This is a genomic window from Leisingera sp. M527 (assembly GCF_025141525.1).
In the GTDB taxonomy this organism is placed as follows: Bacteria; Pseudomonadota; Alphaproteobacteria; order Rhodobacterales; family Rhodobacteraceae; genus Leisingera.
Genome location: NZ_CP081037.1, coordinates 2,206,269 through 2,218,088, shown reverse-complemented (window position 1 = coordinate 2,218,088; position 11,820 = coordinate 2,206,269). Strand labels below are relative to the sequence as shown.

The window sequence follows — 11,820 nt, the reverse complement described above, 5'->3', positions numbered from 1 at the left end:
AGGGTCGGTGCCGGGCAGGCCGGCGGGATAGGGCGGGGCGGCGGCCTATTCAGCCGCCTCCTGCTTGGCCCGCATCGAGGCGATCATCTTTTCGCCCCAGGCCAGTTGGTCTTTCAGGTCTTCGATCGCCTCGGTCAGCTCTTCGCGCTGGCGCTCCATATCGGCAAGCCGCTCGCGGCCGACCTCATAGGTCTTGGTGAGCTGGGTCACCTGCTGGTCACCGGCATGGTACAGATCCAGCAGCTGGCGGATTTCCTCCAGGCTGAACCCGAACCGCTTGCCGCGCAGGATCAGCTTCAGCCGGGCGCGGTCGCGTTTGGTGAACAGCCGCTTCTGGCCGTCGCGGATCGGGAACAGCAGTTCCTTGGCCTCGTAGAACCGGAGCGTGCGGGGGGTTACATCATAGGCCTCGCACATCTCCCGGATGGTCATGGTTGTTTCAGTCATCATCGTTACTCTTACGGCTTGGTGCAGGACCAAGCTGGGCGCATCCGGCTTTTCGATCAAGACTGACTTTACGTTTACGTAAGTTGTACGTTGCGTCACTTTGCGAGCTGTTACCGGTTCGCAAAACGCGCATAAAGTGACGTAACGTTGTAGTCTGGCGGAAGGGTTGCTGGCGGGTTTTGACACCGCATCTGACCTGGAAACCGGCGAATCCGGTTGCCAGATCTGAAAAAGGAAAACCCCGCCACAAGGGGCGGGGTTCAAATTCCAAAAACAGGTGTTCGGTCTACTTCAGCAGCGCCCGGGTGCTTTCGCGCAGCTCGCTCAGCTCTTCAATGGCCTCATTGATCTGTTCACGTTGCTTTTCCAGTTCCACCAGCTGACGGTCAGCCATATCCATGAACGCATGGTTCTGGGCGTCATTGCTCTCTTTTTCATAGATCATGAGCCACTGGCGGATCTCTTCCAGCTGAAAGCCGAACTTGCGCCCGCGCAGGATCAGCTTCATCCGTGCCCGCTCCCGCGCGCCATAGAAACGCGACCGGCCTTCGCGGTCCGGCTGCAGCAATTCGATGTATTCATAGTAGCGCAGCGTCCGCGGCGTAACCTCGAACTCGGCGCACATTTCTTTGAATGACAATCTGTTGTCGGTCATCCGTCTTCTCCCTTGCCGGGAACCTATGCACTTGCAGCGGACAGTGCAACCTCCGCGGCGGCACTCTTGCGCTTTCGCCGGAGCGGGGCCAAAGATGGATCAGACAAACCAAAGGGACAGCCCCATGGCCGACAAGACCGACCTCGCGCGCCAGTTCATCGAAGCGATCCCCCATGCCCAGCAATTGGGCATGAAGCTGACTGAGATCGGCGACGGTACTGCCGAAATCCGCATGGCCTATGATGAAAAGCTGATCGGCGATCCAGCAACCGGCGTCATTCACGGCGGCGCGGTGTCGGCGCTGATGGACACCTGCTGCGGCGCCGCAGTGATGAGCCACCCTTCGGCCCCCGGCGGCACCGCCACGATTGACTTGCGCATCGACTACATGCGCCCGGCAACGCCGGGGCAGATGATCACCACCCGCGCCACCTGCCACCAGATCACCCGCAGCGTCGCCTTTGTCCGCGCCGTGGCAATGGACGAAGACACGGACCGTCCCGTCGCCACCGCCGCAGGCGCCTTTACCGTGGAGAAGAAGTTTTGAGCCGCCCCCGTCCTGAACCGATCCAGGTGGTCAAGCAGCGCCGCGACGCAGCCCTGTCGGCGCTGGTGGATTCGGTGCCCTACATCCGCTTCCTGAACGTGACTTTTGAGCGCCGCGGCGATGAGCTGACGGCGCAGCTGAATTTCGACGACAAGCTGATCGGCAACCCCTTCCTGCCCGCGATTCACGGCGGGGTGACGGCGGCGTTTCTTGAGATCACCGCGATGATCACGCTGAACTGGTCGCACCTGTGGCAGCGCATCGAATCCGGTGATCTGGATCCGGCGGAAATGGCCAAGGGCAACCTGCCGCGCCAGCCCAAGACCATCGACTTTACCGTTGACTACCTGCGCTCGGGCCTGCCGCGCGATGCCTATGCCCGCGCTCGCGTGAACCGCTCCGGGCGGCGCTATGCTTCGGTGCATGTTGAGGCCTGGCAGGATCACAAGGACAAGCTGTTTGCCCAGGCCACTGGCCATTTTCTGATGCCGCAGGATCAGAACGGCGACGGCTGACCTTATGACCAGCGCGGACACAGACATCACCCATAAGCGGGTGCTGAAGATCGCATTGCCGATTGTGCTGTCTAACGCCACCGTGCCGATCCTTGGCGCGGTGGATACAGGCGTGGTCGGCCAGATGGGCCAGGCCGCCCCCATCGGCGCAGTGGGTATCGGCGCGGTGATCCTGGCGACGATCTACTGGATTTTCGGTTTCCTGCGCATGGGCACCACCGGGTTGGCGGCACAGGCCCGCGGGGCCGGGGACTGGGGTGAAACCGGCGCCCTCCTGATGCGCGGGTTGCTGCTGGCCTTTGCTGCCGGCGCGGTCTTCATAGTCGCCCAAGGAGCCGTGTTCTGGGGTGCCTTTGCGCTGGCCCCCGCCAGTGCCGAGGTCGAAAGCCTGGCGCGGGACTACCTGCAGATCCGTATCTGGGGCGCGCCTGCCACCATCGCGCTTTATGCGGTCACCGGCTGGCTGATCGCGGTGGAGCGCACCCGCGGCGTGTTCCTGCTGCAGGTCTGGATGAATGGCCTCAACATCGCCCTGGACCTGTGGTTTGTGCTGGGGCTTGGCTGGGGCGTGGAAGGCGTCGCCATCGCCACGCTGATTGCAGAATGGACCGGTCTGGCACTGGGTCTGTACCTGTGCCGCGATGCCTTTGCCGGCGATCAATGGCGCGACTGGGCGCGGGTGTTCGACCCGGCGCGGCTGAAACGGATGATGCAGGTCAACGGCGACATCATGGTGCGCTCGGTGCTGCTCACCGGGTCGTTCACCACTTTCCTGTTCATCGGCTCGGGCATCGGCGATGTGAACCTGGCCGCCAATCAGATCCTGCTGCAATTTGTCGAGATCACCGCCTTTGCGCTGGATGGATTTGCCTTCTCGGCTGAGGCGCTGGTGGGCGGTGCTGTTGGTGCAAAGGAGCGTGCGCGCGTGCGCCGGGCTGCCGTGGTGACGTCTCAATGGGGCGTTGGCGGTGCAGTCCTGCTGGGGCTGGCTTTTGCCGCCGGAGGTCCCTGGCTGATCGACCTGATGTCAACTTCGGAGGATGTGCGCGCAGCCGGGCGGGTGTTCCTGATCTGGGCCGTGGCAATGCCGGTTCTGGGAATTGCCAGTTGGATGTTTGACGGCATCTACATCGGGGCCACCTGGACCCGCGACATGCGGTGGGCGATGCTGCAATCGGTGGCCATCTATGTCGCGGCGCTGCTGCTGCTGGTGCCGGCCTTTGGCAATCACGGCCTATGGGCCGCGCTGATAGTCCTGAACATCGCCCGCGGCGTCACACTGGGTCTGCGTTACCCGCGGCTGGAGGCGCAGGTGGGCGCCTGAATGTGCAAGGCGGGCCTCTTGGCCCGCCGCAGCCGATTACAGCAGCGTTTCAATCGCCTCGGTGGGGCGGCCGATCACGGCCTTGCCACCCTTGATCGCAATCGGGCGCTCGATCAGGATCGGGTTCGCGGCCATCGCTGCCAGCAGCTCTTCCTCGGTGCTGTCCTTGGTCAGGCCCAGCTCCTTGAAGATCTTCTCACCGTTCCGCACCATCTCAATCGCCGGGGTGCCAAGGGCGGTCTGAACCGTCTTCAACTCCGCAACCGAGGGCGCATCTTCCAGATACACCCGCGTCTGCACATCCGCGCCGCTCTCCTCAATCAGCGCAAGGCCTGCGCGGGATTTTGAGCATTTCGGGTAATGCCAATATGTAATCACAGCCAATCCTTCCGTTTGGTTCCAACCGCTTCTGCGACGTTGTCAAAGCCATCCCGCGCCAGCAGCGCGTCCAGTCCGCGGGCGATGTCTCCGGCCAGCGACAACCCGCCATAGACCATCGCGGTGTAGAACTGCACCGCTGACGCCCCGGCGCAGATCTTGGCATAGGCCTGCTCCGCCGTGCTGATGCCGCCCACACCCACCAGCGGCACCTTGCCGTCCAGCAGTTCCGACAACTGCGCCAGAACGCGGGTGGATTTCTCAAACAGAGGTGCGCCGGACAGACCGCCGGCCTCATCCTTGTGGGCACTGCGCAGGCCGTCGCGCGACAGGGTGGTGTTGGTGGCAATCACCGCGTCGATGCCGCTCTCCAAGGCAACGGCGGCAATGTCCTCGATACCCGCACGGTCCAGATCCGGCGCGATCTTCAGGAACACCGGCACCCTGCGGCTCAGGCCGTTACGGGTTTCGATGACGCCTGCCAGCAGCGCCGACAGGGCCGCTTTGCCTTGCAGGTCGCGCAGTTTTTCAGTGTTGGGGGAGGACACATTCACCGTCGCAAAATCCAGGTGCGCGCCGCAATGGGCCAGCACCTTGGCAAAATCCGCCGCGCGGTCCTCGCTGTCTTTGTTGGCGCCAAGGTTCAGCCCGATCACCGCCTCGCGGGGACGTTGCGCCAGACGCGCGCCGATTGCCTCCATGCCCTCGTTGTTGAAGCCGAAGCGGTTGATTGCCGCCTTGTCTTCGGTCAGGCGGAACAGGCGCGGTTTGGGGTTGCCGGGCTGGGCGCGCGGGGTGGCGGCGCCGACCTCGATAAAACCAAATCCGGATTTGGACAATGGCGCCAGGGCCTCGGCGTTTTTGTCATAGCCTGCCGCCAGCCCCACCGGGTTCGGCAATTCAATGCCCGCCAGCGTGGTCTTGAGCCGGGCAGAAGTTACCGGGCCGGGCGCTGGGGCCAGGCCCATGGTCAGCGCTTTCACGGACAGCCCATGCGCAGTTTCCGGATCGACCTTGTGCATTGCGGCCAGTGCCAGCTTCTCTGTCAGCTTCATGCCATCTCCTCCGGGAACTGGTGCACGCCGTCTGCCAGAGGCAGCGGCTTGGCCCAGACCACATCCGACATGCGGATTTTGCGGTAGAGATGCGGGAATTCGGCGCCGCCGCGGGAAATCTCCCACTTCAGGTCCGCTCCCATTGCATCCGCATCGCAGGCCAGAAGGGTCAGCCCTTCGGCACCGGCAAAATGCTTGGCCGCGGTTTCCGCCGCCTGGGTTGCGGTGGAGAAATGGACATAGCCGTCCGCCACATCAATCGGCGCGCCGGTGGTTTCGCCCGCCGCCTGCAGTGCGGCCCATTCGTCCGCCCGGAAAATCTTGTAAATCAGCATGACGGCCTGATGCCTTGTGTTTGCAGGTGAATCAAGGGGGATTGGCGCCAGCAGCCGCGCAGAGCTGACGCGAGGGGAGGCAGCGGCGCGGCTTTTCCCCTTTGACCGGTGCGGGCTTTGGGCGCAGGCTCTGTCTAAAACAGAACAACGGGAGCGCTCCTCATGATTGTACGCATTCTCACTTCGGTTGCAGCCCTGGCCCTCACAGCCGGCGCGGCGGCGGCGGAGTATAAGCTGACCATCCTGCACACCAACGACTTTCACGCGCGGTTCGAGCCGATCAACAAATACGACAGCACCTGCGACGCGGAGGATCAGGCCGAAGGCAAGTGTTTCGGCGGCACCGCGCGGCTGGTGACGGCGATTGCGCGCGCGCGGGGGCGGGCGGAAAATACAATCCTGGTGGATGGCGGCGACCAGTTTCAGGGCTCACTGTTTTATACCTACTACAAGGGCAAAGCCGCGGCGGAGTTCATGAACCAGCTGGGCTATGACGGCATGACCGTGGGCAACCATGAGTTCGACGACGGGCCGGAAGTGCTGCGCGGGTTCATGGATGCGGTGGGTTTTCCGGTTCTGATGTCCAATGCGGATGTCTCGGGCGAACCGGCGCTGGCGGATGTGCTGAAGAAATCCACGGTGATCGAGCGCGGCGGCGAGCGGATCGGTCTGATCGGCCTGACACCCGAAGATACACATGAGCTGGCAAGCCCCGGTAAAAACGTGCATTTCTCCGATCCCGTGGCGGCGGTGCAGGCAGAGGTGGACAGACTGACGGCGGAAGGCGTGACCAAGATCGTGGTGCTGAGTCACTCCGGTTATGGCGTCGATCAGCGGGTGGCGGCTGAAACCACAGGGGTGGATGTGATCGTCGGCGGCCATAGCAACACCTACCTGTCCAATGTGTCGGAGAAGGCTGCCGGCCCGTACCCGACCGTGGTGAACGGGGTGCAGATTGTGCAGGCCTATGCCTATGGCAAGTTTCTGGGGGAGCTGAATGTGACATTTGACGATGCGGGCACTGTGGTCAGCGCGGAAGGCGAGCCGCTGATCATGGATGCCGCCGTCAGCGAGGATTCGGCCACCCTGGGCCGCATTGCCGAACTGGCACAGCCGCTGGATGAGATCCGTAACAAGGTGGTGGCGGAGACCGCGGAGCCGGTCGAAGGCAGCCGCGACGTGTGCCGGGTGCAGGAATGTCCGATGGGCAATCTGGTGGCTGATGCGATGCTGGACCACGTGCGGGATCAGGGCGTGACCATTGCCATTGCCAACTCCGGCGGCATTCGCGCCAGCCTGGATGCAGGCGCCGTCACCATGGGCGAAGTGCTGACCATCCTGCCGTTTCAAAACACGCTGTCGACCTTTGAGATCAGCGGCGGAACCCTCATCCAAGCGCTGGAAAACGGGGTCAGCCAGGTGGAGGACGTCAAGGGCCGCTTTCCGCAGGTCGCAGGCCTTACATACAGCTGGGACGCCTCAGCTGCGCCGAACGAGGGCCGCATCAGGCAAGTGATGGTGGCCGAGGGCGGGGGTTTTGTGCCGATTGATCCGGCAAAGAGATACCTTGTGGTCACCAATGACTATGTCCGCAACGGCGGCGATGGTTATGCGATGTTCGAGGGCGACGACAAGAATGCGTATGATTTCGGCCCGGATGTGGCCGATGTGCTGGCAGAATATCTGGCGGCGCAGGGCCCCTATACGCCCTATACCGACGGGCGGATTTCTCGGGTGAAATAGACAGGGAAATATAGGTCCGAAGTGGATCTAACGTTTCGCGCGCGAAACATTCAGGCAGGGAGGCTGCCGCATTATGTTCGGAGATTGTTAACCTTTGCCGGCGGTTCGTAAACGGGCTGGCGGGTGGCTGGGGGGCATGGCAGAATGCAGGTCATGGACCACCCGCTGATCGACCTTATCAACGCCCGCATTGAAGCCGCTGAAAAGGACGGCGCCTTTGACGATCTGCAAGGCGCGGGCAAGCCGCTGCCGGACTGCGGCGATCCGGAAAACGCGCTGGTCAACCGGCTGGTGCGCGAAAGCGGCGGGGTGCCGGAGTTCGTCAGCCTGTCGCGCGAGCTGCAGCGCCTGCGGGCGGAGCTGCGCGAGGCCGGCGACCGCAGCCGCCGGCAGGAGATCCTGAAAGAGATGTCGATGATGGATGCGCGGCTGGAAATCGCGCGCAAGACCTACACCAAGTAGACCCTGTTACCCTTTGATTTCAGGCCATATCTCCGGATTGAGCCCGTCGATGAACGGCGCCAGTACATCGGCGTATTTCTCCCACTTTCCGATCGAGCGGGTGTGCGCCGTCTGTCTGACTTGGGTGTTCGACAGCGTCAGCACCTGGCCCTCGTGCCGTTCCGGGTGGGCCATATCCTCGACCCAGTTCAGCCCGCAAAAGCCTGCCAGCTTGCGGCTTTCGCCTTCGATATCGGCAACGAAATCTTCATAGCCCAGGTCATAGATCCGGCCCGGCATCACCTGCCGCCAATGCTGCATCAGCCGCCCATAAAGGTTGAACCGGTGCGCCATGGCCTTCAAATCATAAGCATAGGTGAGCGAGCTGCCGGAGAAATAGCCGCGCCAGATCGACAGCGCCACATCGCGCGGGTCGCGGCAAAGATGAACAAACCGTGCATCCGGGTAGGCGGTCGCAAGGTAGCCCAGCAGCCGGTAATTGTCGGGCATTTTGTCGACATAGGCTGCGGTGCCTTCGGGCATCGCGGGCAGGCGGCTGATGTCCTCTGCCACGAAACTGCGGGCGGCCTCGGGCGTGAAATTCTGATCCTTGTCCAGATAGGGATGCAGCAAGAAGGCCGGCACGCCGCGCTCGCCCAGCGGGAACACATCCGGGTGCAACCCGATCACGGTTTCCGTCAAGGTGGTGCCGGAGCGCGGCATCCCCACCACATAAATCGGGCGCGGGCCTTCGGGTGCGGTGTCCGCCGGAGTGACCGCCTCCGGGAAGGCCGCCATGATGCGGCTGAACTGGCGTTCGCTGTCCTCGTAATCATAGGGATTCTGCGCCGCCATACAGGCGTTTGCCTCGTCGTTGTGGGCGGCAAAGGCGTCCTTGTCGCCGCCTTGGTCGGATATCCGCGCCAGGGCAAAGCTGGCGTTGGCCCGGTCCAGCGAGCGCGGCGCGGCTGCTTTCAGCGCCTTTTGCGCCACCGGCAGCAGCTCTGCGTTCTGTTCACGGCTGTTGAGCCGGGCCAGCATTTCCAGCACCTGGCTGTCCTTGGGGTCCAGATCCAAAATCGCCAGGCAATGCCCGCGCGCGGCTTCAGGCGCGCCGTTGGAGATCAGCTGGCTGGCCAGACGCCGCCGTGCCTCCAGGTTATCGGGCGCCAGGGCAACGGCCTTTTGCGCGGCTTCTGTGGCCTCGTCCTGCCGCATCAGCCGGGCCAGCGGCAGGCTGATATTGGTCAGCGCGTCCACGTCATCGGGGTTCAGGCGCAGGGTGGCCTGATAGTCTTCCAGCGCTGCTTTTTCATCGCCAAGGTTCTTCCAGGCCATGGCGCGCAGCCGCAGCATCCGCGGTTGTTTGCCATCGCGGGCGAGCGCATCGCTTGCGGTGGCGATAGCCGCTTCGGGATCATTCTGCACCAGCTGCGCCTGCGCCTTCAGGTACAACGCGCCCTGATCAGCGGGCAGATCCGCCAGCACCCGGTCCAGCAATTTCATTGCGGTCCCGCCCTGCTGCAGGAACAGCAGCGTCTGCGCCAGGTTCTTGCGGGCGTCATGAAAGCCGGGCGCCAGGGCCAGCGCTTTCTTGAAATGCGGTACCGCATCGCGGTGTTTGCCAAGCCCGGACAGGGAGATGCCCGCGATGTTGGGAAAATCCGGATGGGTCTTGTGCCGTTTCATCCCGGCTTTGGACTGTTTCAGCGCCTGTTTGAACTTGCCCTGATTGAGAAAGCCGAACGCTGCCTGGAGGTCGTTCTGAAGTGTCATGTGGCCTATCCGTCTCGTTGTGTCAGGGCGGCTGCTTCCCGGGTGTGCGCAGGCTCTTTGCGCGGGGGCAGTCCTGGGTTAGAAAATCAGCATGTGCGGACGATTTGCCATAACCCTGCCCAATGATGCAATGGCGCAGCTGTTTGCGGCGCGGCCTGCGAACACTTTGCCGGATGTGCCTGATTTTAATGTCTGCCCCACCAATACGGTGCATGCAGTGCAGGCCGGGGAGGGGGACCGCCAGCTGGTGCCTATGCGCTGGGGGTTCCTGCCGCAGTGGTACACGGCTGAGACCGCCGGGCCGCTGCTGATCAATGCCCGCGCGGAAACCATTGCGCAAAAACCCGCATTTGCCGCCGCCTGCCGCGAGCGGCGCTGTCTGATCCCGGCCACGGGGTTCTATGAATGGACCAAAGCAGGGGATGGCGCCCGGCTGCCCTGGTACATCCGTCGCAGCGACGCAGCCCCCTTGGCCTTTGCCGCCATCTGGCAGAGCTGGGGAGCGGCGGATCCGGTCAAGACCTGCGCTATTGTCACCACCGCGGCAAATGAGGCGCTGTCGGCCATTCACCACCGGATGCCATTGATCCTGGAGCCGCAGGACTGGGGCAGATGGCTGGGCGAGGACGGGCCAGGCGCCGCGCGGCTGATGCAGCCGGGGGCGGCGGGCGTTCTGGATTTCCACCGGGTGGATCCGGCGGTGAATTCCAACCGGGCCAGCGGGCCGGAGCTGATTGAGCCGTTTGAGGACGGGGATATCCCGCGCGGCCACCTGATCTGATCAGGTTATTCGGCTGCCTGGCGGGACGGCAGGTCGCGCTGCGGCGCGCGGCTCAGGCCATTGGCCGCAATGGCCGCCTTTTGCAGCAGGGCGACAAAGATCTCCTGTTCTGAATCGGTAAGGCCCGTCAGGATGCCGGGCTGCGCGGCCCGCACAACCGGCAGGATCCGTTCCAGCAATGCTTCGCCTTCACCGGTCAGGCTGACCTCGCGCGCCCGCCGGTCTGCCTTGGAGATCCCGCGGGCCACCAGCCCCTTCTCCACCAGCCGGTCCACCACCTTGCCCAGGGTGGCCCGGTCATAGGCGATGAGCCCGGCAACCGAGGCCTGGTCGATGCCGGGATGGCGGTGGATCGCGGCCATGGCGGAGAATTGCACCGGGGTAAGGTCGGCACCCTCCTCGGCCATCCGTTCCATGAACTGGGCGACCGAGATCTGATGCAGCCGCCGGATCAGGTGGCCGGGCAGGGTGTGAATGTCCAAAGGGTCGCTATTCATGGCCTTCTGGTCCTTGCCGGCCTGTAAGGGCCGGTTTGCTGGTGCCGGTTTGCTGGTTCGGGCCTTCTGCCCGCGGGTCTGTTCACCTTGACTGCCATACTGCCCTGTGCGCAGTACGTGCAAGTTTTATTGCCGCAACGGCGGCATTTGCGGCTTTTCCTTGCCGAAGGCGCGGGGTAGGCATGGGCCATGGCGCTGAAATTCACCTCCCTGCAAGACTTCTATGCCCACGGGTTCGACACTGTGATCGATGTGCGCAGCCCGGCGGAATATGCCGAGGACCATGTGCCGGGCGCAATCAGCCTGCCGGTGCTGGACAATGACGAACGGGCCGAGGTCGGCACCATCTATGTGCAGGACAGTCCGTTCAAAGCGCGCAAGCTGGGCGCGGCGCTGGTGTTCCGCAATGCCGCAAATCACATCGAGCAGCATCTGAGCCACCATGAGGGCGGCTGGAAACCGCTGGTCTATTGCTGGCGCGGCGGTCAGCGGTCGGGGTCCTTCACCTGGATGCTGCAACAGATCGGCTGGCGCGCCGAGGTGGTGGAGGGCGGCTATCAGACCTATCGCCGTCTGGTGAATACAGCGCTGTATCAGACTGCATTGCCGCATCGGATGGTGGCGCTGGACGGCTATACCGGATCGGCCAAGACCGAGGTGCTGAAGCGGGCCGGTGCTCTGGGCGTGCAGGTGCTGGATCTGGAGGGGCTGGCCAATCACCGCGGCTCGCTTCTGGGGGACATGCCGACGCCGCAACCGTCGCAGAAGGGGTTTGAATCCGCCCTGGCGGGCGCCTTGATGCGGCTGGACCCCAGCCGCCCGGTGCTGGTGGAGGCGGAATCGAGCAAAGTTGGCCAGCGGATCATTCCGCCTTCGATCTGGGCGGCAATGAAGCAGGCACCGAGGATTGACCTGCAGGTGCCGGTTGCGGCCCGCTGCCGCTATTTGGTGGCGGCTTATGACGACATCCTGTCAGACGCGGACGGTCTGCGCAAAAAACTGGCCCCCTTGCGCGCGTACCGCTCAGGCGCGGTTGTTGATGGTTGGTTCACCAGCATTGCCAAGGGCGACAAAGCCGGGCTGACCGAGGCACTGATGGCCGAGCATTATGACCCCGCCTACCGCAAGTCCCGCACGGCAATCGGCGCAGAGGTTGCCGCCACTGTCGACGCAGAGGCGCTGGATGACGCGGGCCTGGATGCCGCAGCGGCGCAGGTGGCTGCGCTCATGTCCGATCTCTGACAGAAGTTCTCCCGCCCGTCGCCGGCACATCAAAGATGCCCCGCTCCCGTTGGGCATGGCGCTGCGCTGGCGCGCAGCGTGCCT

At 63.6% G+C, this 11,820-nt stretch carries 14 protein-coding genes; 7 read left to right on the top strand and 7 right to left on the bottom strand.

Annotated features, from left to right (window positions below; translation table 11 throughout):
• Positions 1-45 precede the first annotated feature (45 nt).
• Together K3555_RS11045 and K3555_RS11040 are read right to left on the bottom strand one after the other, a co-directional pair.
• On the bottom strand, positions 46-447 hold the full coding sequence (locus K3555_RS11045; protein ID WP_259992627.1) for a MerR family DNA-binding transcriptional regulator: 402 nt from the start codon (positions 445-447) through the stop codon (positions 46-48).
• A gap of 286 nt (positions 448-733) precedes the next feature.
• Positions 734-1,102, bottom strand: a complete 369-nt coding sequence (locus tag K3555_RS11040; RefSeq protein WP_134829707.1) for a MerR family DNA-binding transcriptional regulator — start codon at positions 1,100-1,102, stop codon at positions 734-736.
• Between the two features lie 124 nt (positions 1,103-1,226).
• Between K3555_RS11040 and K3555_RS11035 the strand changes: the two genes are divergently transcribed.
• From K3555_RS11035 to K3555_RS11025, 3 genes are read left to right on the top strand one after another with little or no spacing between them, the layout of a single operon-like run.
• A complete protein-coding gene (locus tag K3555_RS11035; protein ID WP_259984846.1) occupies positions 1,227-1,649 on the top strand; it encodes a PaaI family thioesterase in 423 nt (140 codons plus the stop codon).
• Positions 1,646-2,164 carry a PaaI family thioesterase gene (locus tag K3555_RS11030; RefSeq protein WP_259984844.1) on the top strand — a complete coding sequence of 173 codons (519 nt, stop codon included), beginning with the start codon at positions 1,646-1,648 and terminating at the stop codon, positions 2,162-2,164. Before K3555_RS11035 ends, K3555_RS11030 begins: the two co-directional genes overlap by 4 nt.
• A gap of 4 nt (positions 2,165-2,168) precedes the next feature.
• Positions 2,169-3,488, top strand: a complete 1,320-nt coding sequence (locus K3555_RS11025) for an MATE family efflux transporter (protein WP_259999466.1) — start codon at positions 2,169-2,171, stop codon at positions 3,486-3,488.
• Between the two features lie 36 nt (positions 3,489-3,524).
• Here the strand turns inward: K3555_RS11025 and arsC are convergent, their stop codons facing one another.
• Genes arsC through K3555_RS11010 form a run of 3 tightly spaced genes read right to left on the bottom strand, consistent with a single transcriptional unit; the run spans position 3,525 to position 5,256 of the window.
• Entirely contained in the window at positions 3,525-3,866 is a 342-nt protein-coding gene (gene arsC, locus K3555_RS11020; RefSeq protein ID WP_260005058.1) for an arsenate reductase (glutaredoxin), read from the bottom strand.
• A complete protein-coding gene (locus K3555_RS11015; RefSeq protein WP_260005056.1) occupies positions 3,863-4,921 on the bottom strand; it encodes a quinone-dependent dihydroorotate dehydrogenase in 1,059 nt (352 codons plus the stop codon). Before K3555_RS11015 ends, arsC begins: the two co-directional genes overlap by 4 nt.
• The gene (locus K3555_RS11010; protein WP_260005055.1) at positions 4,918-5,256 is read right to left on the bottom strand and encodes a DUF952 domain-containing protein; all 339 of its coding nucleotides are present in this window, start codon (positions 5,254-5,256) and stop codon (positions 4,918-4,920) included. The genes K3555_RS11015 and K3555_RS11010 overlap by 4 nt, the downstream gene beginning before the upstream one ends.
• A 162-nt stretch (positions 5,257-5,418) precedes the next feature.
• Between K3555_RS11010 and K3555_RS11005 the strand changes: the two genes are divergently transcribed.
• A complete protein-coding gene (locus K3555_RS11005; protein WP_260005054.1) occupies positions 5,419-6,999 on the top strand; it encodes a bifunctional UDP-sugar hydrolase/5'-nucleotidase in 1,581 nt (526 codons plus the stop codon).
• A gap of 153 nt (positions 7,000-7,152) precedes the next feature.
• Positions 7,153-7,461 (top strand): DUF1992 domain-containing protein, encoded by a 309-nt coding sequence (locus K3555_RS11000; RefSeq protein ID WP_260005053.1) that lies wholly within the window; start codon positions 7,153-7,155, stop codon positions 7,459-7,461.
• A 6-nt stretch (positions 7,462-7,467) separates the two neighbouring features.
• On the opposite strand, the gene K3555_RS10995 is transcribed toward K3555_RS11000, so the two are convergent.
• Positions 7,468-9,216, bottom strand: a complete 1,749-nt coding sequence (locus K3555_RS10995) for a tetratricopeptide repeat-containing sulfotransferase family protein (RefSeq protein ID WP_260005052.1) — start codon at positions 9,214-9,216, stop codon at positions 7,468-7,470.
• A gap of 91 nt (positions 9,217-9,307) precedes the next feature.
• Between K3555_RS10995 and K3555_RS10990 the strand changes: the two genes are divergently transcribed.
• The gene (locus K3555_RS10990; RefSeq protein WP_260005051.1) at positions 9,308-9,997 is read left to right on the top strand and encodes an SOS response-associated peptidase; all 690 of its coding nucleotides are present in this window, start codon (positions 9,308-9,310) and stop codon (positions 9,995-9,997) included.
• A gap of 5 nt (positions 9,998-10,002) precedes the next feature.
• On the opposite strand, the gene K3555_RS10985 is transcribed toward K3555_RS10990, so the two are convergent.
• On the bottom strand, positions 10,003-10,494 hold the full coding sequence (locus K3555_RS10985; RefSeq protein WP_259984828.1) for a MarR family winged helix-turn-helix transcriptional regulator: 492 nt from the start codon (positions 10,492-10,494) through the stop codon (positions 10,003-10,005).
• A 189-nt stretch (positions 10,495-10,683) separates the two neighbouring features.
• Here K3555_RS10985 and mnmH point away from each other — a divergent pair, with 189 nt between their 5' ends.
• Positions 10,684-11,736, top strand: coding sequence for a tRNA 2-selenouridine(34) synthase MnmH (gene mnmH, locus K3555_RS10980; protein WP_260005050.1), 1,053 nt, complete (start codon positions 10,684-10,686; stop codon positions 11,734-11,736).
• Positions 11,737-11,820: the final 84 nt, after the last annotated feature.